The organism is Streptomyces sp. NPDC037271, from assembly GCF_055603605.1.
Window position 1 is genome coordinate 64,486 of record NZ_JBVJVN010000011.1, and the last position, 24,362, is coordinate 88,847.

A 24,362-nucleotide genomic window follows, 5' to 3' on the forward strand; every position below is an offset into this window, starting at 1 on the left:
CGGAGCGTCGCTCCAGGTCATCGGGCCGGACCGGTCGTCACCGCGTGCCGTGAAGCCACCGGCCGCCACCCACAGGCCGACCCCGGGAGTGACCGGAAACACCCGGGTAGACCACCTCGGGCGACACCTGCCGACCTGATCGGCAACCGCCGTACCGAAGAAGGAAGTTGGACCGGCCGCGCCCCTGAACAGCGCCCCCGGACCACTGGACCGGAGAAACCGTGCCCCCGCGGCGCACGCCGACTCCCCAGGGCCCCGCCGAGCACCGGGCGGCGCTGTCTGCTCTTGATATCGTCACCCCACAGGGCACCAGCGCCACACCCCTGCGGGGCGGTGCCACGTGGCACATCGCCGTCGCAGCCGACCGGCCGCTGCCGACGAGGTGGAAGGGGTAGACCATGCGGGCGAAGGTACGGGCCGCTCTCGACGCGATCTATATGAAGCGCCTGGTCAAACAACTGGAGGGACGCCAGCGCCCCCAGCACATCGGCATCATGCTCGACGGCAACCGCCGGTGGGCCAAGATGTCGGGCATCGACGACCCCCGAGAGGGCTACCGGGCCGGCGGGGCGAAGGTGCAGGACTTCCTGCGCTGGTGCGACTCCGCGCAGATCGAGCACGTCACCCTGTTCATGCTCTCCGACGACAACCTCCGACGGCCCGAGGAGCAGCTGAACCCGCTCATCGACATCATCGCCGAAGTCGTCGAACAACTGGCCGCACCCGGCAACCCCTGGCCCGTCGAAGCGGTCGGCGCCCTGGACCTGCTGCCCGCCGAATCCGCGAGCCGCCTCAAGACCGCCACCGCCGCCACCCAAGGCCGCCAAGGCGGCACCAAGGTCGACGTCGCCGTGGGATACGGAGGCCGACGGGAGATCGTCGACGCCGTCCGGTCCGCCCTGACCGAGCACAGCTCCCAGGGCGGGGACATCGACGAATTCATCGAGACCTTCACCATGGAGCACATCTCCAAGCACCTGTACTCCAAGACACGGTCCGAATCCGACCTCATCATCCGCACCTCCGGCGAGCAACGCCTCTCCGGATTCCTGCTCTGGCAGTCCGCCTACGCCGAGGTCCACTTCTGCGAGACCTACTGGCCGGACTTCCGCGAGATCGACTTCCTGCGCGCCCTGCGCTCCTACTCCCTGCGTGACCGCCGCTACGGCCGCTGAGCAGCGTTTCACGTGAAACATCACCGCGGGACGGAAGGCCCTGAAGCCTTCCGCCCCGCAGCAAGGTGAAATCCGTCCGGCCAGGTCAGCGAGGCTCGTCGCCCTCCGCCGCCTCCTCCTGCGCCTGCTTGGCCTGCACCTCGGGATCGAGAAGCGCACCACCGGTGCCGTCCACCGACGTCAGCCGCCCCGACTCGGCAACCTCCGTCGCCTCCGGCGGCTCCACCAGCCAGTCCGGGTTCGCCTGCTTGTCCCACCACTTCCAGGCGGCGAAGGCACCGCCCGCGACGACACCCGCCACCGCCAGCACCCTGGCGATCCGCCCGGCCCTCGCCCGACGCCGATGCCTGCGCGTCAGCCTCTGGATCTCCTTGGCCGTCACCTGACCCCGCAGCGCCGCCAACGCGGCAGCACCCCGGGCAGCGGCCTCGTCCCTGACAGGTCCGGCCGCGGCCACCGCCTGCTCGATCCTCGGCCGGGAGTAGTCCGCCGCCTGCCGGGCGGCCAGACGCGTACGGACGGCGGCCTCCTGCGCGGCCGCGTCCATCTTCGGCGGCACATGCGTGCGGGCCTGCTCCAGCCGCGGCGCGACATGCGCACCGTACTGATAGCGGGCCTGACATGCGGCCTGCGACACCTTCGGCGCCAGCCGTACGCGCGCCTCCTGTGCGTAGTGAGCGGCCCTGTCCTTGGCCGTGTCGGCGTAGGGCGCCACCACTTCCGCGGCGTGCAGCACGCTGTCCTTCGCCGAACCGGTCGCGGCGCGCACGCTGTCGATGCGGGTCACGGGTTCCTCCTCCTCGGTGGCGTACGGTAATTCGACTTTCCACCCTTTTACGGATCATGCCTGCGGACGCACTGCCAGGCATGTGAGGGCGGGCATCCGGGTCACAGACGGTGCCTTCGGGCCCTCTGGGACGTCTGGGACTTCTGGGACACATGGTGACGAAGCTGCGCACAAAAGCTGATCAACACCAATAACGAATGAATACCGGGCAACGAGAGCCTGTCGACGACAATGCCACGGAACGGCGCGCCGCGCTCGTGACCCGGCGGTATGAGCGACACACGCGCACGCGACCGTGCGAGGATCGGTGCGCACAACAGGACGACGGAAGGCACACCGTGGCCGAGCAGCTCTACGCCACCCTGAAGACCAGCCAAGGGGACATCGAGATCCGGCTGCTGCCGAACCACGCCCCCAAGACGGTCAGGAACTTCGTCGACCTCGCCCAGGGCCGGCGGGAGTGGACCCACCCCGCCACCGGCGAGAAGTCAACGGCCAGGTTCTACGACGGCACGGTCTTCCACCGCGTCCTCAGCGGCTTCATGATCCAGGGCGGCGACCCGCTGGGCAACGGCACCGGCGACCCCGGCTACCAGTTCGAGGACGAGTTCCACCCCGACCTCGCCTTCGACAAGCCCTACCTGCTGGCCATGGCCAACGCCGGCCCCGCCACCAACGGTTCGCAGTTCTTCATCACCGTCTCCCCGACGACATGGCTGAACCGCAAACACACCATCTTCGGCGAAGTGACCGACGCGACCAGCCAGAAGGTCGTCGACACCATCGCCGCCACCCAGACCAACCCCCGCACCGAGCGCCCCGTCACCGACATCGTCATCGAGTCGGTCGTCGTCGAGACCCGCGAGGACTGACCTCCCCGCCCACAGGGCAGGAACCAAACGCCCCGCTCATCCGTAAAGATGGGCGGGGCGGTGCATGTGCGCACACCGCCCGCAGGACGACCGAGGGGACGCCATGGAACACGCGGCAGCCGGCTCACCGGACGCCCAGAACCCGCCCGGCTGCTACCGCCACCCCGACCGGGAGACCGGCATCCGCTGCACCCGCTGCGAACGCCCCATCTGCCCCGACTGCATGGTCAACGCCTCCGTCGGCTTCCACTGCCCCGACTGCGCCACCGGCCGCACCGGCACCGGACCCGCCCCCGCCGCCTCCCGGCCCCGCACCCTCGCCGGCGGCACCATCTCCGCCGACCCCCACCTCCTCACCAAGATCCTCATCGGGATCAACGCGGCGGTCTTCATCGCCGTACACACCCTGTCGGCGTCGTTCCTCGGCGACATGGTGCTGATCGGACGCTGGCCCCCCGCCCCCTGGGCCCCGACCGAAGGCGTCGCGGAGGGCGAGTGGTACCGCCTGGTGACCACGATGTTCACCCACGAGGAGATCTGGCACATCGGCTTCAACATGCTCAGCCTCTGGTTCCTCGGCGGCCCCCTGGAAGCAGCCCTCGGCAGAGCCCGCTACCTCACGCTCTACCTCGTCTCCGGCCTGGCCGGCAGCGCCCTCACCTACCTGCTGGCCTCACCCACCACGGCCACCCTCGGCGCCTCCGGCGCGGTCTTCGGCCTCTTCGGCGCCACCGCGGCCCTCGTCCGCCGCCTCAACGCCGACATGCGGCCGGTCGTCATCCTGCTCGTGATCAACCTGGTCTTCACGTTCAGCCCGGGCTTCAACATCGCCTGGCAGGCCCACATCGGCGGCCTCGTCGCCGGCGCCGCGATCGGCTACGCCATGCTCCACGCACCGCGTGAGCGGCGGACGCTCGTGCAGTACGGCACCTGCGCGCTGGTCCTCGTGGCCGTCGTCGGACTGACCCTGTTGAGGACCGCTCAGCTCACCTGAGCGCGCGTTGTCCACAGTCGGTGGCCGATCTTGTGCACAGCGTGCGGGAACAAGCGTGCCCCCTGTCGCTGGCTTGCGTTTCTGCAGGTCAGGCAGGGGGCGAACGTGTTTTCGAGTACCGGTACTTCCGTCACACCGGCGTCAACGGACGACGGGTTATCCACAGATCGTCTTTCTTTTCCCCACCATGTGGACGGCGCCTGTGGATAACCCAGTGGATAGCCCTGGGGAGAGCTACCGCGGAGTTACCGCGGCGCTACTTCCACTGCGTCGAGACACCGAATCCCGCGGCGATGAAGCCGAAGCCCACCACGATGTTCCAGTTCCCCAGCGCGTCGATCGGCAGTGAACCGTCGGTGACATAGAAGAGGACGATCCAGGCGAGACCGATGACGAACATGGCCAGCATGACGGGCGCCACCCAGCTGCGGCTGGTCAGCTTGATGCTGGTCGCCTGCTTCGACGGCGGCGGCGTGTAGTCGGCCTTCTTGCGGATACGTGACTTCGGCACGAGGGTCTCTCCTGTCGATGCGCTGCGTGGCCGCGCAGGGAACGGGGTCGGGGACTTGGAGCGCTCCCCCGGGCGTCCGTTAGCGTAGTGCTTCCGTGGCGCCGAAGGAGATAAGGGTACGTTGAGCAATTCTGCCGACTCTCCCGGGACGGGATCCAGCCCTGTCCGCAGGCGCCGTTTCCGGCCCGTGCGGGTTCTCACGGCAGCCGTCTTCGCCCTCGCGGGGCTCATTTTCTTCACCAGCTTCAATACCGCCAAGGGCACCAATATCCGCACCGACGCCTCTTTGCTCAAGTTGTCCGATCTCATCCATGAGCGCAGCCGGGAGAACGGTGAGCTGGAGGAATCCAACGCGGCTCTCCGGGACGACGTCGACGCACTCGCCGAGCGCGACGACGGCAGCACGAAGGCGGAGGACGACAAACTCGCGGAGCTGGAGAAGAAGGCGGGCACGCGGAAACTGAAGGGCGAGTCGATCTCGGTCACGCTCGACGACGCCCCGCCGGACGCCACCGCCAAGCTGCCCGGCTATCCGGAACCCGAGCCCGACTACCTGGTGATCCACCAGCAGGACCTCCAGGCGGTCGTGAACGCCCTGTGGCAGGGCGGTGCCGAGGGCATCCAGGTCATGGACCAGCGACTGATCTCCACCAGCGCGGTGCGCTGTGTGGGCAACACGCTGATCCTTCAGGGCCGGGTCTACTCACCGCCGTACAAGATCCAGGCGGTCGGTGATCCGGAGCGGCTGAAGGAGGCGCTGGCGGCGTCGCCGGCGATCCAGAACTACATGGTGTACGTCAACGTGTACGGGCTGGGCTGGAAGGTCGAGGACGAGGGGCGGGTGACGCTGCCGGGCTACTCGGGCACGGCTGACCTTCACTATGCCCAGCCTGTGGATTGACGCCGTTCCACGGGGCCCCGCGCCGTTAGTCTGGTGCCGTACGGCGTGAGCCTTGCGCCGTGGTGCGACGGAAGGGACGGCATGTACGGCTGGATCTGGCGGCATCTGCCGGGGAACGCGTGGGTGAAGGCGCTGCTCTCACTCGTGCTGGCGGTGGCCGTGGTCTACGTCCTCTTCCAGTACGTCTTCCCGTGGGCCGAACCGCTGCTTCCCTTCAACGATGTGACGGTGGACAACCAGTGAGTGCGCGCATCCTCGTCGTCGACAACTACGACAGCTTCGTCTTCAACCTGGTGCAGTACCTCTACCAGCTGGGCGCCGAGTGCGAGGTGCTGCGCAACGACGAGGTGTCGACGGCGCACGCCCAGGACGGTTTCGACGGCGTGCTGCTGTCGCCGGGCCCGGGTACGCCGGAGCAGGCGGGCGTGTGCGTCGAGATGGTGCGGCACTGCGCGGCGACCGGGGTGCCGGTCTTCGGTGTCTGCCTGGGCATGCAGTCGATGCAGGTGGCGTACGGCGGTGTGGTCGACCGGGCGCCGGAGCTGCTGCACGGCAAGACCTCGCCGGTCGAGCACGTGGGCCGGGGCGTCTTCGCTGGGCTGCCTTCTCCGTTCACGGCGACGCGGTACCACTCGCTGGCGGCGGAGCCGGCCACGGTGCCGGCGGAGCTGGAGGTGACGGCCCGGACGCCGGACGGGATCGTGATGGGGCTGCGCCACCGGGAGCTTCCGGTCGAGGGCGTGCAGTTCCATCCGGAGTCGGTGCTGACCGAGCACGGGCACCGGATGCTGGCCAACTGGCTGGTGGAGTGCGGCGACCAGGACGCGGTGGCGAGGTCGGCGGGGCTCGCCCCGGTGGTGGGCAGGGCCACGGCGTGACCGCGCTGCGTCCCGAGCGCGAATCCGGCGCGGCCGGTGACCAGGGATCCTCGTACGGGCAGCCGTACGGGGATTCCGGTGCGTTCGGGGACGGTTGGAACGAGGACTTCCGTCCTGGCGGGGCGTATCGGCCGGTCGTCGACGACGAGACGGTGGCGTTGCGGATTCCGGAGCCGCCGCCGGAGCGGAGGGCTGCCCCCTTTCCTGCGTCCGCCACCTCTCCTGCGGTCGGTCCCGCGGGCGGCGGGCGCGCGGCGCGCCGGAAGGCCGCGAAACGGCGTCACGGGCGCCGTGGGGCTGCCCGGGAGCCGTCGGCGGTATCGGAGTCGGAAGAGGCGCCGGGAGCGCCTCTGTCGCGCGTTGAGGCGCGTCGGCAGGCCCGTGCGCGCAAGCCGGGCCCGGCCGTGATCGCGAGCCGGGCGGTCGGTGAGCTCTTCATCACGTCCGGTGTGCTGATGCTGCTGTTCGTCACGTACCAGTTGTGGTGGACGAACGTACGGGCGCAGGCGCAGGCGGACAAGGCGGCGAGCAGCCTCCAGGAGGACTGGGCGAGCGGCAAGCGGAATCCGGGGGCCTTCGAGCCGGGGCAGGGGTTCGCGCTGCTGCACATTCCCAAGCTGGACGTGGTGGTGCCGATCGCGGAGGGCATCGACAGCAAGAAGGTGCTGGACCGCGGCATGGTCGGGCACTACGCGGAGGGCGCGCTGAAGACGGCGATGCCGGACGCGAAGACGGGCAACTTCGGGCTGGCGGGGCATCGCAACACGCACGGTGAGCCGTTCCGGTACATCAACAAGCTGAGCCCGGGCGATCCGATCGTCGTGGAGACGCAGGACGAGTACTTCGTCTACAAGATGGCGTCGATCCTGCCGGTGACGTCGCCGAGCAACGTGAGTGTCCTCGACCCGGTGCCGAAGCAGTCGGGTTTCAAGGAAGCGGGCCGCTACATCACCCTCACCACCTGCACGCCGGAGTTCACGAGCAAGTACCGGATGATCGTCTGGGGCAAGATGGTCGAGGAACGGCCGCGCAGCAAGGGCAAGCCGGATGCGCTCGTCAGTTAAGGGCGGATGACCAGTGGCAGCGACCACCGACACGGAGCACGAAGAGCAGTCCGGCGTGGCCGGCCGGCCCAGGCCCGCGGCACGCCGCGGCGGTCGGGGGCCTGGGCGGTTCCTCGCGCGGGCCGTCAGCGTCTTCGGCGAGCTCCTGATCACCGCGGGCCTGGTGCTGGGCCTGTTCGTCGTCTACTCGCTGTGGTGGACGAACGTGGTCGCCGACCGAGCGGCGGGCGAACAGGCAGACAAGGTCCGCGACAACTGGGCCCAGGACAGGGTCGGCACGGACGGTCCGGGGGCGCTGGACACGAAGGCGGGTATCGGCTTCCTGCATGTGCCGGCGATGGGGAACGGCGACATCCTGGTGGAGAAGGGCACGTCGATGAAGGTCCTCAACGACGGCGTGGCCGGCTACTACACCGACCCGGTCGAGTCGGCGCTGCCGACGTCGGGCAAGAAGGGCAACTTCTCGCTGGCGGCCCACCGGGACGGGCACGGGGCGAAGTTCCACAACATCGACAAGATCGAGGAGGGGGACCCGATCGTCTTCGAGACGAAGGACACGTGGTACGTCTACAAGACGTACGCGGTCCTTCCCGAGACGTCGAAGTACAACGTCAGGGTCCTCGACCCGGTCCCCAAGGAGTCCGGCAGGAAGAAGGCCGGCCACTACATCACGCTGACGACCTGCACGCCGGTGTACACGAGCCGGTACCGGTACGTGGTGTGGGGGGAGCTGGTGCGTACGGAGAAGGTGGACGGGGAGCGGACTCCGCCGAAGGAACTGCGCTGACCGACCTTCTTGTGGGAGGCCAGTCGCCTAACATGACGGAGGTCCGAAGCCGCAACTTCGTCTTGCGGCTTCGGACCCCTTTGTTCACCCCACTACAGGACAGTCAGTGGTGCACCGGCGCTCCATTCCTCCAGGAGTCCGCGGTGTACGGCGGTGATGCCGCTCTCGGCGGCGATGTTCTGGGCGTCACGGGTGAAGGGACACGTCGCCACGAACAGGGCCACCTCGCAGCTGTGCAGGACCTTCGCTCCGACGAACTTCTGGACCTCGGGGCTGGTGATGGAGAGATGGGGCGCGAACCTCTTGCACTGGACGACGAGAGTTCGCCCGTCGGCTGTGAGCGCGGTGATGTCGATGCCTCGGTCCCTGCTGCCACCACGCACGATGACGTTGGTGCAGCCGTCGCGGCGGAGCAGTGTGGCGATGTGATCCTCGAACTCACGGCCGTTCATGGCGTCCATGGAGGCCATGACGCCGGCGAGGGGGCGGTGCTCCCGAGGGGCTTCCAGCCTCTGGAGCCGGGCGTGGTGTTGCCGGAGCCGCATCTCGATGCGCTGGACGCCTGTCCGGAGGGCGACGAGTTCTCGTTGGTGCTCGCTCGATGTTTCGATCAGGGCGTTGAACATCGGCACGACGGTCCTGCCGAGGATGTGGGTGATGCGCTCGTCGATGCGGGCGTCGAGGGCGGCGGTTGCGGGAGCGGGGTCTTCCACAGGCTGTGTGCGCGCCAGGTACTCCGTGTCGAGCAGGTACGTGCGTACCTGGCGGGCGGTTTGGCTGTCGCGCAGGAGCATGGCGATGTTGAGTACGGTTCGCCTGGAGTAGACGGTGAGGCTTCGGCGGGCCTGTGGATAACTGAGCAGCGAGAGTGACATGTTGTCACTCTCGAATTGCCGCAGGTCAGCACCTCGGAGCACGGTCATTCCGTTGGCTTCGAGTTCTTCACGGTGGCGCTTGGCCAGCTGACGGACGGCTTCGACGGTGACCTCGAAGTACGCGGCCACCATCGCCGTCGTCACGTGCATGCCGTCCGGCAGCAGTGACAGTGCTTTCACCTTGTCGAGTGCATCCGTGCGTGCGAGGACGCTGCCGCGTAGGGCCGGTGATTCCAGTAGGACGGTCTCGCTGATCACGTTTCTCCCCCTCGGGTGGGCTGTGTGCTCACCGTGAGTAAACGAGTCATGACATACGAAGACACGATCGATTCCCGGTGACGCACACGACAGAGCCCCGGTCCCTCCGCTGAGGGGCCGGGGCTCTGGCCGTTCGGGGTTCCGTCGGCGGGTCAGTCGTCGTCGCCGCCGCGGAGGCCGCCGATGAAGCCGCCGCCGTTGTTCCCGCCGCCGCCGTTGCCGTTGCCGTTGCCACCCATGGTGGTGAGGGTGATCTGCGTGGCGGCCGGGTCGTCGACCTCGGTGCCGGGCTGCGGGTCCATGGCGATCACCGTCGCGTTGTCGTCACCCGGGGCGTTGGGAGCGACCTGGACGTTGGTGAAGCCGCTCTGCTGCAGGGTCTGCCGTGCCTGCGCGAGGGACTGGGTGCGGACCTCCGGCACCTTCGTCTTCGCCGTGACCTTGCCGATGGCGATCGTCACCTGCGAGCCCTTGTCGACCTGCTGGCCGGACTGCGGTGTGGTGGAGATGACCTTGCCGGCCTGGTTCGGGTCGGTCGTGGGCTGCTCCGTGCAGGTGGCGACCAGGTTGCTGTTCTCCATCTGGGACGTCGCTTCTTCACAGGTCCGGCCGAGCACGTCGGGCACCGTGGCCTTCTCCTCGGCCTTGGCGACCTCCAGGGTCACCGTGGAGCCCTTCTCCAGCTCGTTGCCCGGGTCGGGGTTCTGGCTGAGGACGGTGCCCTCGTCCTGGGAGGACTCGGTCTGCTTGGTCTCGACCTCGAAGCCCTTGTCCTTGAGCTGCTGGGTGGCCTCGTCGACGTTCTTGTCGATGACGTTCGGCACGGCGACCTTCGGGGCGCCGGTCGAGACGACCAGGTTGACGGTGGACTTCTTGTCGACCTCGGTGCCCTGCTTGGGGTCCTGGGAGCAGATGCTGCCCTTCTTCTGGTCCTCGCAGGGCTTCTGCGTGAAGGCCAGTTCCAGGTCGGCGTTGGTCGCCAGTTGCCTGGCGTCGTCCTGGGTCTTGCCGACGAAGGCGGGCACCGGGACCTTGTTGTTGTCCGGCCCTCCTCCGTTGCTGAAGGCGTACTTGCCGATGAGGATGGCGCCGACGAGGACGAGGATGCCGGCCAGGACCAGGAAGATCGTGGAGGCGTTCGACTTGCGCGGCTGCTGGCGGCGCCGGTCGGGGCGGTCGTCGTAGGCGTAGCCGCCGTCGTCCGGGTTCATGGGCGGCAGCATCGTCGTGGCGCCCGCGCCGGCGTCGGAGCGCAGGGCGGTGGTCGGCTGGTCGTCGGGGTAGGCGCCGTAGCCGCCGGCGGTCATGGCGCCGAGCGCGGCGGTGGCGCCGACGGGCTGGCCGTCGAGGCAGGCCTCGATGTCGGCGCGCATCTCGTCGGCCGACTGGTAGCGGTAGTCGGGGTCCTTGACCAGGGCCTTCAGCACGATCGCGTCCATCTCGGGCGTGATCTCGGGGTCGAAGACGCTGGGCGCCTGCGGTTCCTCGCGGACGTGCTGGTAGGCGACGGCGACCGGGGAGTCGCCGACGAAGGGCGGGCGTACGGTCAGCAGTTCGTAGAGGAGGCAGCCGGTGGAGTACAGGTCGGAGCGGGCGTCGACCTGCTCGCCCTTGGCCTGCTCCGGGGAGAGGTACTGGGCGGTGCCGATGACCGCGGCGGTCTGCGTCATGGTCATGCCGGAGTCGCCCATGGCGCGGGCGATGCCGAAGTCCATGACCTTGACCTGGCCGCCCCGCGTCAGCATGACGTTCGCGGGCTTGATGTCGCGGTGGACGATGCCGGCGCGGTGGGAGTACTCCAGGGCCTGGAGGATGCCGATGGTCATCTCCAGGGTCCGCTCCGGCAGCAGCTTGCGGCCGGAGTGGAGCAGCTCACGGAGTGTGGAGCCGTCGACGTACTCCATGACGATGTACGGGATCGACACGTTGTCGATGTAGTCCTCGCCCGTGTCGTACACCGCCACGATCGCGGGGTGGTTGAGCGAGGCGGCCGACTGGGCCTCCCGGCGGAAGCGGGCCTGGAAGGACGGGTCGCGCGCGAGGTCCGCGCGCAGTGTCTTCACCGCTACCTGGCGTCCGAGCCGGGTGTCATGAGCGTGGTAAACCTCCGCCATGCCACCACGGCCGAGCACTGGGCCCAGCTCGTACCGGCCGCCGAGGCGACGCGGCTCTTCCATGGTTACCTACCAGCCCTCTCCGTCGGTCCCGACCGGCATGCTTGTACGGTCGGAGGCTGCCGTCCGGCCTACCGTACCCGGCTCGCTCCGGGTGACCTGGCCAAGCCCGATACCCGATACACGACCGGTATCGCAACGTGCGCCTATGTGAAGGGGACGTGACCGGAGTCACGCCCTGTACAGCCCGTGGTTACTTCTTGCTCTCCAGAACGGCCTCCATGACGTTCTTCGCGATCGGCGCCGCGAGTCCGCCGCCGGAGATGTCGTCACGGACGGCGTTCTCGTCCTCGATCACCACGGCCACGGCGACGGGCGAGCTGCCGTCGTCGCCCTTGGCGTACGAGATGAACCAGGCGTAGGGGTTCTCGCTGTTGTCGACGCCGTGCTGTGCGGTGCCGGTCTTGCCGCCCACGGTGACGCCGTCGATCCGTGCGTTGGTTCCGGTGCCGTCCTTGACGACGGTCTCCATCATGTCCTGGAGGATCTGGGCGTTGTCCGCGGAGAGCGGCTTGCTCATCTCCTCGGGGTCCGTCTTCTCGATGGTGTCGAGGCCGGGGTCCTGGAGTTCGTCGACCATGTACGGCTTCATCAGGGTGCCGTTGTTGGCGATGGCGGAGGTGACCATGGCCATCTGCAGGGGGGTGGCGGCGGTGTTGTACTGGCCGATGGCGGAGAGCGCGGTCTGCGACTTGTTCATGTCGTCGGAGAAGACCGAGGCGCTGGAGCGGACGGGGACGAACTGCTCCTCGGTGAAGCCGAACTTCTTGGCGGTCTCGAGCATCTTGTCGTTGCCGAGGTCGGAGCCGATCTTGCCGAAGACGGTGTTGCAGGACACGCGGAGTGCTTCGCGGAGGGTGGCGTTCTCGCAGGGGAGGTCGCCCTCGTTGGGCAGCTCGGTGGTGGTGCCGGGCATCGTCCAGGGCAGGGGGGAGTCGGTCTTCTCGTCCGCCGAGTCGTACTTTCCGTGTTCCAGGGCGGCTGCGGCGGTGAGCACCTTGAAGGTGGAGCCGGGCGGGTAGACCTCGCGCAGGGCGCGGTTGAGCATCGGGTCGTCGGGGTCGTTCTTCTTCTGGAGCCTGTTCCAGGCCTCGCCGTCCGCGGTGCTGCCGCCGGCGATCGTCGTGGGGTCGTACGACGGGTAGGAGGCCATCGAGAGGATCTTGCCCGTGGAGGGTTCGAGCGCGACGACGGCTCCCTTGGCGCCCTGCTTCTTCAGGCCGTCGTAGGCGGCCTTCTGGGCGGCGCCGTTGAGGGTGGTGACGACGTTGCCGCCCTCGCGCTTCTTGCCGGTGATCATGTCGAGGGTGTTGCGGAAGAAGAGCCGGTCGTCGTTGCCGGTGAGGATGCCGTCGTGGATGGCTTCGAGCTGGGTGGCGCCGTAGGCCTGGGAGACGTAGCCGGTCACCGGCGCCCACATGGCGCCGTTCTTGTAGGTGCGCTTGTACTTGAAGTCGCCGTCGGTGGTGGCGTGGCCGGTGATGGCCTGGCCGTCGACGATGATGTCGCCGCGCGGGCTGGCGTACCGCTCGATGGCGACGCGGCGGTTGTGTTCGTCCTCCTTGAGCTCGTCCGCCTGGACGTACTGGAGCCAGTTGTCGCGGATGAGCAGGGTGAGGACCAGGAGGCCGCAGAAGATCGCGATGCGGCGCAGTGGCTTGTTCACGGTCGGACCACCTGGGTCATCTCGGCGTCGGGGCTGGCGGGGGCCGCGGGTGCGGGGCGGCGTGCCGTGTCGCTGATGCGCAGGAGGATGCCGATCAGGGCCCAGTTGGCGATGACGGAGGAGCCGCCGTAGGCCAGGAAGGGCATGGTCATGCCGGTGAGGGGGATGAGGCCCATGACGCCGCCGGCGACGACGAAGACCTGGAGGGCGAAGGCGCCGGAGAGGCCGATGGCGAGGAGTTTGCCGAACGGGTCGCGGGCGGCGAGGGCGGTGCGTACGCCGCGTTCCACGATCAGCGCGTAGAGCAGGATGAGGGCCATGAGGCCGGCGAGGCCGAGTTCCTCGCCGAAGGTGGCGAGGATGAAGTCGGAGTTCGAGGCGAAGCGGATGAGGTCGGAGTGGCCCTGGCCCCAGCCGGTGCCGAGGGTGCCGCCGGAGCCGAAGGCCCACAGGGCCTGCATGGCCTGCTCGGAGTGGCCCACGACCTGCTCGCGGGAGAGCATGTACTCCTTCATCGGGTCGAGCCAGGCGTCGACGCGCTGCTGGATGTGGGGTTCGAAGCTGGCCACGCCGACGGCGCCGACGCCGGACATGAGCAGGCCGAAGACGATCCAGCTGGTCCGTTCGGTGGCGACGTACAGCATGATCACGAACATGCCGAAGAAGAGCAGCGAGGTGCCGAGGTCGGTCTCGAAGATGAGGATGAGGATCGAGATCGCCCAGACGACGAGGATCGGGCCGAGGTCGCGGCCGCGGGGCAGGTAGAGGCCCATGAAGCGGCGGCTGGCGAGGGCGAGGGCGTCGCGTTTCACCATGAGGTAGCCGGCGAAGAAGATCGCGAGGACGATCTTGGCGAATTCGCCGGGCTGGATGGAGAAGGAGCCGACCTGGATCCAGATGCGGGCGCCGAAGACGTTCTTGCCGAGGCCCGGTACGAGCGGGAGCAGCAGCAGGACCAGGGCGCCGACCATGGAGATGTAGGTGTAGCGCTGGAGGACGCGGTGGTCCTTCAGGAAGATCATCACGGCGACGAACAGGGCGATGCCCATCGCGGTGTACATCAGCTGGCGGGGTGCGGCGCTGCCGGCCTGGTCGATTCTCTGGAGCAGTTCGGACTGGTCGAGGCGCCAGATGGCGACGAGGCCGAGTCCGTTGAGCAGGGTGGCCAGGGGCAGCATCAGCGGGTCCGCGTACGGGGCGAACTTGCGGACGACGAGGTGTCCGACGCCGGCCAGGAGGCCGAGGCCGAGGCCGTAGCTCAGCAGGCCGGCGGGCACCTCGTCGTTGATGGCCAGTCCTACGTTGGCGTAGGCGAAGACCGGGATGACGACGGCGAACACGAGCAGAGCCAGCTCGGTGTTGCGCCGGCTCGGGGCGCCGATGGCGCCGATCGTGGACGTGTGGTGCGTCGGCGAGTTGGAAGTACTGCTCATCGTGTGACGGGGCCTCTCACGGCTTGCCTACTGCTTACCGCACAGCGAGACGACCTTCTGCTCTTCCTCCGAGAGGGTCGGGCCGGGGCCTGGAGTGGGTGCGGTCGTGGACGGGGTCTCGGACGATTCGGGTGCCTTCGGTGATCCCGACGGGTTCGGGGACGGTGAGGCCTTGGACGTGAAGGAGGCGGGAGTGGTTCCCGTGGTGCCTCCGGCCTCGCCCTCGCCCTCGCCCGGCTTCGCGTTCTTCTCGTTCGCGGTCTGCTCGGTCTGGGCGGTGCGCCGGTCGGCCTGCTTCTTGCAGGCGGAGGCCTGGACGGCCAGTTCCTCGATCTTCGCCCGGGCGTCGGCCAGGTCGCTTTCGGGGATGGTGGCCTCGACCAGTTTCTGCTGGTAGGGCGGGAGGTACTTGAGTTCGATCTCGGGGTGGTCCTTCTGGACCTTCGAGAGGGAGACCCAGGCGAGGTCCTGGCTGATGCCCCGGTAGAGCGCGAGGTGGTCGTCCTTGGTGCCGACGTAGTACTGGGTCTGGGTCCAGCGCCAGCCGCCGTACGTGCCGCCGCCGATGACGGCGAGGGCGAGCACGGTGTAGAGGGACCTCTTCAGCCACGTGCGGTTCTTACGGGGTTTGACGAAGTCGTCGGGGCCGTAGTCGTCGAAGTCGCCGGCCGGGATGTAGCCGGTGGTGTCGCCGCTGCCGGGCGGGCCGAACTCGCCGCCCCCGCCGCGCTGTCCGCCCTGGCGGCCGAGGCCGGCGGCGCGGCCGGCCGGGGTCTGCATGATGCCGTTGTCGCCGAACTGGGCCTGGTTCTCGGCGACGGCGCCGACCACGACCGGGGTGTCGGAGAGCTGGCCTGCGAGGGTGTCGCCGGTGTCGAGGTCGAGGACGTCGGCGATGATGACGGTGATGTTGTCGGGGCCGCCGCCGCGCAGGGCGAGCTGGATCAGTTCCTGGACGGTCTCCTGGGGGCCCTGGTAGCTGGCGAGGGTGTCCTCCATCGTCTGGTGGGAGACGACGCCGGAGAGTCCGTCGGAGCAGATGAGGTAGCGGTCGCCGGCCCGGACCTCGCGGATGGACAGGTCGGGTTCGACGTGGTCGCCGCTGCCGAGGGCGCGCATCAGCAGGGAGCGCTGCGGGTGGGTGCCCGCCTCCTCCTCGGTGATGCGTCCCTCGTCGACGAGGCGCTGCACCCAGGTGTGGTCCTGCGTGATCTGGGTGAGGACCCCGTCGCGCAGGAGGTAGGCGCGGGAGTCGCCGACGTGGACGAGACCGAGGCGCTGGCCGGTCCACAGCAGGGCGGTGAGGGTGGTGCCCATGCCTTCGAGGGCGGGGTCCTCCTCGACCATCTGCCGCAGCTGGTCGTTGGCGCGCTGCACGGCGGTGCCGAGGGAGGTGAGGATGTCGGAGCCGGGCACGTCGTCGTCGAGGGCGACGATGGTGGAGATCACCTCGGAGGAGGCGACCTCGCCGGCGGCCTGGCCGCCCATGCCGTCGGCGATGGCGAGCAGGCGGGGACCGGCGTAGCCGGAGTCCTCGTTGCCCTCCCGGATCATGCCCTTGTGCGATCCGGCGGCGAAGCGCAGTGACAGACTCATGCGCACCTCGCCCGTCGGCTCCGCCTGCAGCCGGTCGTGTCGAGCCACACTGCCCACCCTCCGGTCGGGAGCGCGCCGGGGCCCGGCGTGCCGGCCACCGCTGCGTGCTCGCTCCGCTCGCGCTGTTTCATTGGTGTAGCACTACTTCCGCAGCTCGATGACGGTCTTGCCGATGCGGATCGGCGATCCCGGCCCGATCGGTGTGGGGGTCGTCAGCCGGGACCGGTCCAGGTACGTGCCGTTGGTGGAGCCCAGGTCCTCGACGATCCACTGGCCGTTCTGGTCCGGGTAGATCCTGGCATGGCGGCTGGAGGCGTAGTCGTCGTCCAGCACGATGGTCGAGTCGTGTGCCCGGCCGAGCGTGATGGTCTGGCCCTGGAGGGCAACGGTGGTGCCGGTGAGGGTGCCCTCCGTGACGACCAGTTTGGTGGGCGCGCCGCGGCGGCCCCGGCCGCCGCTCGGCTGCTGGCGCTGCGGTGGAGGCGCCTGGCCCTGGCGCGAGGCCTGCTGCGGTCGGGCGGCGTCGCGCCGCGCTCCGCGCTGGGTGACCCGCGTACCGAACAGGTCGCTGCGGATGACCTGTACGGCCACGATCACGAACAGCCACAGTACGGCGAGAAAACCCAGCCGCATGACCGTGAGGGTCAGCTCTGACATTGCCCCCGGATCACCCTTCGGCTTGCCTATAGAGAATGGTGGTGCTGCCCACGACGATCCGCGAGCCGTCGCGGAGCGTAGCGCGGGTGGTGTGCTGCCCGTCCACCACGATGCCGTTGGTGGATCCGAGATCCTGGATCGTCGAGGGCGTTCCGGTCCGGATCTCGCAGTGCCGGCGGGAGACGCCGGGGTCGTCGATCCGCACGTCGGCCTCGGTGCTGCGTCCGAGGACGAGGGTCGCGCGGGAGATCTGGTGGCGGGTGCCGTTGATCTCGATCCAGTGGCGGGTGCGTCCGCCGGGCGCGGGTGCGGCCGGGGGCTGCTGGCCGCCCGCGGGCTGCGGGTAGCCGTATCCGCCGGGGCGTCCGCCCGGCGGCGGTGCGGCCGGCATGGGCGGGGCGCCCGCGGGGGCGGAGGGCTGCGGGTAGCCGTAGCCACCGCCGGCGCCGCCGGGCCGCCCGGTGGGGGCGGGGGGCGCGGAGGGGCCCGCGGAGGGCGGGCCGCCCTGCTGGTTGCTGGAGGAGGCGAGCGTACGGCTGCGCACCCGGTACAGGCCGGTGTCGAGGTCGTCCGCCTTCTCCAGGTGGACCTTGATCGGTCCCATGAAGGTGTAGCGCTGCTGCTTGGCGTAGTCCCGCACCATGCCGGCGAGCTCGTCGCCGAGCTGGCCGGAGTAGGGGCTGAGGCGCTCGAAGTCGGGCGTGCTCAGCTCCACGATGAAGTCATTGGGTACGACGGTGCGGTCGCGGTTCCAGATGGTCGCGTTGTTGTCGCATTCGCGCTGGAGCGCTCCCGCGATCTCCACGGGCTGCACCTCGGACTTGAACACCTTCGCGAAGGTGCCGTTGACCAGACCTTCGAGACGCTGCTCGAACTTCTTCAGGACTCCCATGGGGCACCTCCTCCGTCGCTGCCGTCCTGTCCACTGCCTTGCGTACTGCTGCCTTGCGTATCGCTGCCCTGCGTACCGCTGTCTTCCGTACCGCTGTCTTCCGTACCGCGTACGGGCGAACCGCTCACCCGCGCACTGCTTACCTGGTACTGCTTACTGATCGTATCCACGCGCCGGTCGATCGGCTGGTTCCCCCTGTCGGCCCGGTCGACAGGTGTCGACGCCTCTCGGAGTTCCCGCCGGAGCTCCCCTTCGAACGCTCGGGGCCCTTCGGGATGTGCTCCCGCAGGTACTCATGCCCAGGATCGTAGAGGCGGCCGCAGACCAGTGTCCCGCACCTGGCTGCGGACCCCTACCGGCTCCCGGGGAGACGGACCCGACCGGTACGAGGTTGATACGTGAACGGCCACGGGCCGCGACGAGTGCCCGAAGGAGGGCGGGCGCCCTGCTCCCGCGGCCTGCCCCGCCTGCGAAGGGATGTGAATCCACCCCTTCCAGCGTGCTAATGTTCTCGTGTCGGAAGGCGCCGGACCGCAAGGAACGGGGCCCGAGGACACACCCAATGCGCGGGTGGCGGAATAGGCAGACGCGCTGGATTCAGGTTCCAGTGCCCGCAAGGGCGTGGGGGTTCAACTCCCCCCTCGCGCACCAGGGAGCACCGTCGAGGTGCTTCAGCTGCATCGAAGAGACCGGCCGCATCGTATTCACGATGCGGCCGGTCTCTTGTTTGTGAGCAATGACACGTGAGCGGCCGACGCCTCTGTGGCCGTCGGCCGTCGGCTGGCCGGCTCGGTATCCGGCTCCGGCTCCGGCTCCGTGGGTCTGCCCCGGGGCGCCGGGCGTGGCGGGGGTGGTCGGCGGCTTGTGAGGAAGATCTCAGGGGCTGTCTCAGGGTCTGCCGACGTGGCTTTCGGGGGCCGTGGTGTCGGGCTGGTTGCCCGGGGGCGGTGGTCGCCGTGGGACGAACGGTGCCCGGCCGGGTGTGGGACCGGCCGGGCCGGCACGGGTGCCGTGCATCCTCGGGCGAGAGGAGCGCATGAGGGACGGTGTCCTCCTCCTCAGTCCGGGACGTGGTCGCAGTCGTCGGTGTGGTCAGGGATGTGGCCGAGGTCGTCGGCGTGGTCGGGACAGGGGCCGTCAGGGGCGTCCGACAGGTTCGCCTGGTAGGCGCGGTAGGACTCCTCGTCCGTCTCCTCGTAGCCCAGTTCCCGGTAGGCGGTGGCGTCTCGGAGGTTGTGGACGACCTGGACGGCCTCCCCTTCCTTGGCGAAGTAGCGTGCGCGGGGACCGATGGAGGGGTCCGCGCCTCTGGTGGATTCGCGGCTCATCCGTGCCCCTAGTCGGAGATCTTGTGCCACGAGATGCGGGGCGCGCGCACCTCGGCGCGTTGCACCGTGCTGTTCTCGGCCACCCGGCCGTAGGCGGCGGCCACCACGCGGAGGGTGGCGCGGTCGCCGACGACGACGTTCCGCGTGAGGGATCCCTGGCCCACGTGGCAGGCCTGGTAGCCGTTGCCGGTGGCCGGGAAACCGTACTGGTGCTGCACCACGCCGTACCCGGTCAGGATGACGTCGTTGTCGCGCTGCAGGGCGAACGAGATCCACACGTTGGTGCTGTACCTGGCGATGGCGCAGATCTGTCCCACGGCCATGGCCGTGACCTGGTAGACGCCCGGCTCCGGCAGCGTCGCGACGCAGTCGGTGGGGGTCCACTCGCCGTTGACGGGCAGCGAACGGTTCTGGCCGGCGGCCTGTCCGTAGACGGGGGTGAGCCGGGCGCCGATGGTCCACGTGTCGGGGCAGTTGTCGCCTCCGGTGTCGGTGACATCGATGTCCACCGAGCGGGCGCCGCCGATGTTCCCGCCCCGGTCGATCCCCGAGGGGACCGTGCGCGGGACCAGCAGCCCGTCGGGTGTGCAGCGGAGGGTGTTGCAGTCGTCCGGGTGGAGGACCGGTTCGAGCTCGTACGGGTCGTTGCGCCTGCCGGTACCGGTGACCTGGATGCAGGACGTGCTCACGATGTCGGTTCTGTTCGGGGGAGGAGGTACGGTCATGTCACTTCCCTGGCTCGTGCGAGTGGTGTCCGGAAGTGCGGTCCGGCCGCCCGGTCGCCCGGGGCGAACATGAAGTGGGCCCGCCGGTCGGTGAGTCGCGTTCCTCCGCGGGGAAGGGATGCCACACCGTCGGTGCCGAAGGCCGAGGCCGCTTCCTCAGTCGAAGCTAGGAGCGGCTTCGCGTGTGCACCATGGGGTGAGCAGGGCCGATCGGGGCACGGGGCGGCGAGAAGGATTCACCTTATTGTGTGAAGTGCGCGGCTTGAGGTGGTGCGCACCTCCTCGGTGCGTGCTCACAGCGCCTCCCGATGCGTGGAGGCCCGTCCTGTGGCGCCCCCTGTCCACCTGGCCGCGGTAAGCGGTCCCGGTGTGCCGGGAGGCTGTCTCCGCGGCCCTGCACGACGTGCGTGACCAGGGGTTTCTGCCGGTGCCGCAGCAGCCGGACGCCCCCCAGGACCCAAGCTCGGACCCGGGGGGCGTGCGCATGGCCGGACGCGGTGTCACGGAGCGGAGCGCGCTGTGAGGAAGGTCTCAGGAGTCGGCGCGCCACAGGGCGGGCACGCGGGGCGGCTCCCAGCCCGTCATCGAGGTGTGCGCCTGGAGGCAGCGGTATGCGCCGCCGCCGTACGTCACCCGGTCGCCGGTGGTGTAGGAGCGGCCCGCCGCCCAGGTGCCGCTCGGTGGGTCGGTGGGCGGGTCGGTGGGGTCCGGGCCCGGCCCGCCGTCCACGTCCAGGACGAAGTCGAAGCTCGCCTCCCTGCCGCCGCCGGCGTCGCGGACGTTCATCAGCAGGGCCGGGTCGAAGAGCGCGTCCGTGCTGTTGCGGGGTTCGCCGGGGAAGTAGAGCTGGGTGGTCAGCACGGGCTCGCCGGGTGCCTGCGTCTTGACGTGGATGTGCCGGGTACGGCCCGGATAGAGGCCGGGGACGATCGTCCGCAGGGTGAACGCGCCGGTGGCGTCGGTGAACTGGTGGCCGCGGAAGGCGTATCCGGTCATGTCGTAGGCGCCGGTGTTGTCGGCCTGCCAGAAGTCGAGCAGTACGCCGGCCAGCGGGACGCAGTTCCGCCCGAAGACGTAGCCGCTGACGGTCAGCCGGGTGCCGGCTGTGCCGGGGGGCACCAGGTCGGTGCGCAGCGGGGAGTTCGGCTTGAAGTAGGGGCCCTCCATCTGGTCGGGCGTCGGGTCGTCGCCGTCGTCGCAGAAGGGGGTCGGTGACAGGGTCCGTCCGGTGGAGGAACGGGCGGTGTCCCGGGCGAGCGCCATGGAGCCGGTGGCGAGCAGCGGCACGGTGGCGCCGGTGGCGAGGGCCGCCCTGAGCAGCGTCTTGCGGCTGATGCCGCGGTCGGTATCGGTGCCGGGGCGGGCGTCGGCACCGGTGTGGGAGCCGGGTTCGTCGGGGGTGGTGGGGGCGTCGGAGGTCATGGGGCTCCTCGGTCTCTTCCGTCTCTGCGGTCTCTTCGGTGGAGTGGTCCGTCGGGGAGGTGGACGGGACGTGCGGCATCCGGGACGTGAGGACAGGGAACGCGCCCGCCGGTGCGGGGCAGGCTGCTGTCGTGGCTTCGGCGGGCGCGTGCCGTGGTGATCGCTGCACACCGTAGGCGCGCCGGTGGGGGCCCGGACACCTCCTGTTCCGCCCTCTGCCGGGCGTTATGCGGGCGGTGGGGCGGGGTGCGGGATGGGGCCCGTGTACGGGCGGTTCGGCCGGGGGTACGGTCGTGGCGCGTCGGCGTCGGCGTCGGCGTCGGCGTTGGTGGTCGGGCGAGGCGCGGACGCGGGCACGGCTCGGGGACGGGCACGGCACGGTGACGAGTACGGCACGGTGACGAGTACAGGGAGGGCGGCCGGGATGGGCGACGCGATGACGGGGGCGGTGGCCGGGGCGATGAGCGGCACGGGGACGGCAGCAGGGGCAGCGGAGGCAACAGGGGCAGCAGAGGCGGCGGAGGCGGCGGAGGCCCGTGCGGGTACGGAGCCCGGTGGGGGCGCGCGAGTGCCGGTCGTGCCGGGGTTCGCGCGGTGGCCCGTCGGCGGCTCGCCGAAGGAGGAGGGCAAGGCGCTGCGCACGGGTGTTCCGCGGTCCGCGCACGCCGTCCTCGACCCGGACCACTCCCGGCCGGACGCGGTGACCGCGGTCGAGGAGTCCAACCGCGGCCGGATACCCGGGCTCACCCCGATACGCGCCGGGCGGATGGCGGCCACGCCGTTCGCCTTCCTGCGCGGGTCGGCGGGGCTGATGGCGTACGACCTGGCGCGTACGCCGACGACGGGGATCGGCGCCCAGATTTGCGGCGACGCGCACGCCGCCAACTTCGGCCTCTACGGTGACGCCCGCGGTGGCCTGGTCATCGACCTCAACGACTTCGACGAGACGGTCCACGGCCCCTGGGAGTGGGACCTCAAGCGGCTCGCCGCCTCGCTCGTCCTCGCGGGCCGGGAGGCCGGCGCGGACGAGGACACCTGCCGCGCGGCCGCCCACGACGCGGCGGGCGCCTACCGGCGCACCATGCGGCTGCTGGCCAGGCTCCCGGCGCTCGACGCCTGGAACGCCATCGCGGACGAGGAACTCGTCTCCCACACCGACGCCCACGACCTGCTCGGCACCCTGGAGCGGGTCTCCGAGAAGGCGCGGGCCAACACCAGCGGGCGTTTCGCGGCCAGGTCGACCGAGCCGACCGAGGACGGCGGGCGGCGCTTCGTGGACGCGCCGCCGGTGCTGCGGCGCGTACCGGCGCAGGAGGCCGCGTCGGTCGCCGCCGCGCTGGAGCCGTACCTGGCCACACTCTCCGAGGACCGGCTGCCGCTGCTGGCCCGGTACGCGGTGCACGACGTCGCCTTCCGGGTCGTCGGGACCGGCAGCGTGGGCACGCGGTCGTACGTCGTGCTGCTCCTGGACCACCGCGGCGAACCGCTCGTCCTCCAGGTGAAGGAGGCCCGGCCCTCGGCGCTGCTGCCCCACCTGGCGACCGCCGGCTTCGACACCCCCGAGGTCGCGCACGAGGGACGCCGGGTGGTCATGGGGCAGAAGCGGATGCAGGTGGTCAGCGACATCCTGCTGGGCTGGACCTCGGTCGGCGGGCGGCCGTTCCAGGTGCGGCAGTTCCGCAACCGCAAGGGCAGCGTCGACCCCACGGCCCTGGCCGCCGACCAGATGGACGACTACGGCCGGATGACCGGCGCCCTGCTGGCCCGCGCCCACGCGCACAGCGCCGACCCGCGCCTCATCGCCGGCTACTGCGGCAAGAACGACGAGCTGGACCAGGCGGTGGCCGCCTTCGCCGTGGCCTACGCCGACCGCACGGAGGCCGACCACGCTGAGCTGGTGACCGCGGTGCGGGCGGGGCGGGTCGCGGCGGAGCTGGGCGTGTGACGGAGCTGGGCGTGTGAGGGCCCCCGGGCCCGCCGGGCACACCGGAGGGGGCATGCCGATCGTGGCCTAGGCTGGTCGGGTGACGACGCCGGAAGCTGAGCCCGAGCAGGGGGGTGCGCCGCGTCCCGAGGAACGGCTGGAACAGGCCGTACGGGCCGCCGAGCAGGCACTCATCGAGTACGAGATCGCGCTGGAGACCTTCCGTGTGGAGGTCGAGAACTTCTCCCGCCTGCACGAACAGCGGCTCGGCCCGGTGTACGCGCGGCTCGAGGAGCTGGAGGCGCAGATCCTGGAGGCCAGGGCGGCCCGCACCGGTGACGCCGAGGACATCAGCCGGGCCGACGAGGCGCGGGCCCGGCTGATGCCCATCCCCGGGGTCGAGGAGCTGCTGCACGGCTGGATGGACGGGGACGGCCTGTTCCCGGAGGCCACGGCGATGCTCACGGACCAGGCGGTACGTCCCCCGCAGCGGGTGCGGCCCGGCGAGGAGGCCCGCAAGCTCTACCGCGAGCTGGTCCGCAAGGCCCACCCCGACCTGGCGCAGGAGGACGAGGAGCGGGCCCGGCGTGAGGAGTTCGTCACCCGGGTCAACGCCGCCTACGCCCGCGGTGACGCGTCCGCGCTGCGCGAGCTGGCCGAGGAATGGGCCGCGGGGCCGGTGCCCGTACGGCGTCCGAGCCGGGGCGAGGAGCTGTACGCCCGCCTCGAATGGCTCGACCGGCGCAAGGAGATGCTGACGCTGCTCGCCAAGGAGCTGGAGGAGAGCGCCATCGGCGCCATGCTCCGGCTGGCCCCGGACGATCCCGACCGTCTCCTGGAGGAGATCGCCGAGCAGCTGGCGACCCAGGTGCGGGAGCGGGAGGCCGAGCTGGCGGCGGCGCTCGGGCAGGACTGAGCCCGGTGGTGGCTCGGGTAGCGTCTGGGGCATGAGTTTTGGAGCTGGTGTGCCCACGGTCGAGGTCACGGACCTCAAGGACGGCGACTTCCTGCTGGACGTCCGCGAGGACGACGAGTGGCAGGCCGGTCACGCTGCCGGGGCGCTGCACATTCCCATCAGCGAGTTCGTGGCCCGGTACGGTGAGCTGACCGAGGCCGCCCCGCAGGAGGGCCGGGTCCACGTGATCTGCCGGTCCGGCGGGCGCTCGGCCCAGGTCACCATGTACCTGGTCCAGCAGGGCGTCGACGCCGTGAACGTCGACGGCGGCATGCAGGTGTGGGCCGCGGCCGGCCGTCCCGTGGTGGACGGGAAGGGCGAGCCGGGGCACGTCGTCTAGCGTCGTCCGCCGTCCGGGTCGTCTCCGGGCTGTTGTCGAGCTGTTGTCGGGCCGTCTCCGGGTTGTCCCAGGGCTGTATCCGGGCCGTCTCCGGGGTGCCGCGGACGTCGGCGCACGGTGACGGGTGTGGCGACGGCCACGATGCGGC

General features: G+C 70.0%; 23 protein-coding genes and 1 tRNA gene. 12 read left to right on the forward strand and 12 right to left on the reverse strand.

Annotation, left to right across the window (positions count from 1 at the left end):
• Window positions 1-398: 398 nt before the first annotated feature.
• Entirely contained in the window at window positions 399-1,175 is a 777-nt protein-coding gene (locus ACZ7G3_RS20130; protein WP_426599604.1) for an isoprenyl transferase, read from the forward strand.
• Between the two features lie 85 nt (window positions 1,176-1,260).
• On the opposite strand, the gene ACZ7G3_RS20135 is transcribed toward ACZ7G3_RS20130, so the two are convergent.
• Complete coding sequence (locus ACZ7G3_RS20135; protein ID WP_426599603.1) at window positions 1,261-1,962, reverse strand: DUF5324 family protein; 702 nt, start codon at window positions 1,960-1,962, stop codon at window positions 1,261-1,263.
• A 338-nt stretch (window positions 1,963-2,300) separates the two neighbouring features.
• Between ACZ7G3_RS20135 and ACZ7G3_RS20140 the strand changes: the two genes are divergently transcribed.
• On the forward strand, window positions 2,301-2,834 hold the full coding sequence (locus tag ACZ7G3_RS20140; protein ID WP_470927198.1) for a peptidylprolyl isomerase: 534 nt from the start codon (window positions 2,301-2,303) through the stop codon (window positions 2,832-2,834).
• A gap of 103 nt (window positions 2,835-2,937) precedes the next feature.
• Window positions 2,938-3,828, forward strand: a complete 891-nt coding sequence (locus tag ACZ7G3_RS20145; protein ID WP_470927199.1) for a rhomboid family intramembrane serine protease — start codon at window positions 2,938-2,940, stop codon at window positions 3,826-3,828.
• Between the two features lie 256 nt (window positions 3,829-4,084).
• Here ACZ7G3_RS20145 and crgA read toward each other — a convergent pair whose 3' ends face one another.
• Window positions 4,085-4,339 carry a cell division protein CrgA gene (gene crgA / locus ACZ7G3_RS20150; protein ID WP_398135942.1) on the reverse strand — a complete coding sequence of 85 codons (255 nt, stop codon included), beginning with the start codon at window positions 4,337-4,339 and terminating at the stop codon, window positions 4,085-4,087.
• Window positions 4,340-4,460: 121 nt separating this feature from the next.
• On the opposite strand from crgA, the gene ACZ7G3_RS20155 reads away from it, so the two are divergent.
• The 5 genes from ACZ7G3_RS20155 to ACZ7G3_RS20175 all read left to right on the forward strand — a co-directional run bounded on the left by ACZ7G3_RS20155 (window position 4,461) and on the right by ACZ7G3_RS20175 (window position 7,969).
• The gene (locus tag ACZ7G3_RS20155) at window positions 4,461-5,240 is read left to right on the forward strand and encodes a DUF881 domain-containing protein (protein ID WP_426599599.1); all 780 of its coding nucleotides are present in this window, start codon (window positions 4,461-4,463) and stop codon (window positions 5,238-5,240) included.
• A gap of 81 nt (window positions 5,241-5,321) precedes the next feature.
• On the forward strand, window positions 5,322-5,483 hold the full coding sequence (locus tag ACZ7G3_RS20160; protein ID WP_043382636.1) for a hypothetical protein: 162 nt from the start codon (window positions 5,322-5,324) through the stop codon (window positions 5,481-5,483).
• Window positions 5,480-6,118, forward strand: coding sequence for an aminodeoxychorismate/anthranilate synthase component II (locus ACZ7G3_RS20165; protein WP_426599598.1), 639 nt, complete (start codon window positions 5,480-5,482; stop codon window positions 6,116-6,118). The genes ACZ7G3_RS20160 and ACZ7G3_RS20165 overlap by 4 nt, the downstream gene beginning before the upstream one ends.
• Window positions 6,115-7,182 (forward strand): class E sortase, encoded by a 1,068-nt coding sequence (locus ACZ7G3_RS20170; RefSeq protein WP_470927202.1) that lies wholly within the window; start codon window positions 6,115-6,117, stop codon window positions 7,180-7,182. The genes ACZ7G3_RS20165 and ACZ7G3_RS20170 overlap by 4 nt, the downstream gene beginning before the upstream one ends.
• 13 nt (window positions 7,183-7,195) lie before the next feature.
• On the forward strand, window positions 7,196-7,969 hold the full coding sequence (locus tag ACZ7G3_RS20175; protein ID WP_426599596.1) for a class E sortase: 774 nt from the start codon (window positions 7,196-7,198) through the stop codon (window positions 7,967-7,969).
• Between the two features lie 92 nt (window positions 7,970-8,061).
• Here ACZ7G3_RS20175 and ACZ7G3_RS20180 read toward each other — a convergent pair whose 3' ends face one another.
• The 7 genes from ACZ7G3_RS20180 to ACZ7G3_RS20210 form a co-directional block, all read right to left on the reverse strand.
• Complete coding sequence (locus tag ACZ7G3_RS20180) at window positions 8,062-9,024, reverse strand: restriction endonuclease (RefSeq protein WP_470927204.1); 963 nt, start codon at window positions 9,022-9,024, stop codon at window positions 8,062-8,064.
• Window positions 9,025-9,254: 230 nt separating this feature from the next.
• On the reverse strand, window positions 9,255-11,279 hold the full coding sequence (pknB, locus tag ACZ7G3_RS20185) for a Stk1 family PASTA domain-containing Ser/Thr kinase (RefSeq protein ID WP_470927206.1): 2,025 nt from the start codon (window positions 11,277-11,279) through the stop codon (window positions 9,255-9,257).
• A gap of 190 nt (window positions 11,280-11,469) precedes the next feature.
• Window positions 11,470-12,942: a peptidoglycan D,D-transpeptidase FtsI family protein gene (locus tag ACZ7G3_RS20190; protein WP_426599593.1), complete on the reverse strand. Its 1,473-nt coding sequence runs from the start codon at window positions 12,940-12,942 to the stop codon at window positions 11,470-11,472.
• Window positions 12,939-14,375, reverse strand: a complete 1,437-nt coding sequence (locus ACZ7G3_RS20195) for an FtsW/RodA/SpoVE family cell cycle protein (RefSeq protein WP_470927207.1) — start codon at window positions 14,373-14,375, stop codon at window positions 12,939-12,941. The genes ACZ7G3_RS20190 and ACZ7G3_RS20195 overlap by 4 nt, the downstream gene beginning before the upstream one ends.
• A gap of 27 nt (window positions 14,376-14,402) precedes the next feature.
• Complete coding sequence (locus tag ACZ7G3_RS20200; protein WP_426599591.1) at window positions 14,403-15,971, reverse strand: Stp1/IreP family PP2C-type Ser/Thr phosphatase; 1,569 nt, start codon at window positions 15,969-15,971, stop codon at window positions 14,403-14,405.
• A 141-nt stretch (window positions 15,972-16,112) separates the two neighbouring features.
• Entirely contained in the window at window positions 16,113-16,628 is a 516-nt protein-coding gene (gene fhaB, locus ACZ7G3_RS20205; protein WP_426599590.1) for an antibiotic biosynthesis regulator FhaB, read from the reverse strand.
• A 10-nt stretch (window positions 16,629-16,638) separates the two neighbouring features.
• Window positions 16,639-17,520: an FhaA domain-containing protein gene (locus ACZ7G3_RS20210; RefSeq protein WP_426556216.1), complete on the reverse strand. Its 882-nt coding sequence runs from the start codon at window positions 17,518-17,520 to the stop codon at window positions 16,639-16,641.
• 564 nt (window positions 17,521-18,084) lie between these two features.
• On the opposite strand from ACZ7G3_RS20210, the gene ACZ7G3_RS20215 reads away from it, so the two are divergent.
• Window positions 18,085-18,171: transfer RNA gene (locus ACZ7G3_RS20215), tRNA-Leu, on the forward strand.
• 407 nt (window positions 18,172-18,578) lie between these two features.
• On the opposite strand, the gene ACZ7G3_RS20220 is transcribed toward ACZ7G3_RS20215, so the two are convergent.
• The 3 genes from ACZ7G3_RS20220 to ACZ7G3_RS20230 all read right to left on the reverse strand — a co-directional run bounded on the left by ACZ7G3_RS20220 (window position 18,579) and on the right by ACZ7G3_RS20230 (window position 20,995).
• Window positions 18,579-18,848, reverse strand: coding sequence for a hypothetical protein (locus ACZ7G3_RS20220; protein WP_470927210.1), 270 nt, complete (start codon window positions 18,846-18,848; stop codon window positions 18,579-18,581).
• 8 nt (window positions 18,849-18,856) lie between these two features.
• Window positions 18,857-19,537: a hypothetical protein gene (locus tag ACZ7G3_RS20225; RefSeq protein ID WP_470927211.1), complete on the reverse strand. Its 681-nt coding sequence runs from the start codon at window positions 19,535-19,537 to the stop codon at window positions 18,857-18,859.
• 567 nt (window positions 19,538-20,104) lie between these two features.
• Window positions 20,105-20,995, reverse strand: a complete 891-nt coding sequence (locus ACZ7G3_RS20230) for a dioxygenase family protein (protein WP_470927212.1) — start codon at window positions 20,993-20,995, stop codon at window positions 20,105-20,107.
• 436 nt (window positions 20,996-21,431) lie between these two features.
• Here ACZ7G3_RS20230 and ACZ7G3_RS20235 point away from each other — a divergent pair, with 436 nt between their 5' ends.
• The 3 genes from ACZ7G3_RS20235 to ACZ7G3_RS20245 all read left to right on the forward strand — a co-directional run bounded on the left by ACZ7G3_RS20235 (window position 21,432) and on the right by ACZ7G3_RS20245 (window position 24,214).
• On the forward strand, window positions 21,432-22,940 hold the full coding sequence (locus tag ACZ7G3_RS20235) for a DUF2252 domain-containing protein (protein WP_470927414.1): 1,509 nt from the start codon (window positions 21,432-21,434) through the stop codon (window positions 22,938-22,940).
• A 79-nt stretch (window positions 22,941-23,019) separates the two neighbouring features.
• Window positions 23,020-23,835 carry a hypothetical protein gene (locus ACZ7G3_RS20240; protein ID WP_470927214.1) on the forward strand — a complete coding sequence of 272 codons (816 nt, stop codon included), beginning with the start codon at window positions 23,020-23,022 and terminating at the stop codon, window positions 23,833-23,835.
• Window positions 23,836-23,884: 49 nt separating this feature from the next.
• The gene (locus tag ACZ7G3_RS20245) at window positions 23,885-24,214 is read left to right on the forward strand and encodes a rhodanese-like domain-containing protein (RefSeq protein ID WP_470927416.1); all 330 of its coding nucleotides are present in this window, start codon (window positions 23,885-23,887) and stop codon (window positions 24,212-24,214) included.
• The last annotated feature ends 148 nt before the right edge of the window (window positions 24,215-24,362 follow it).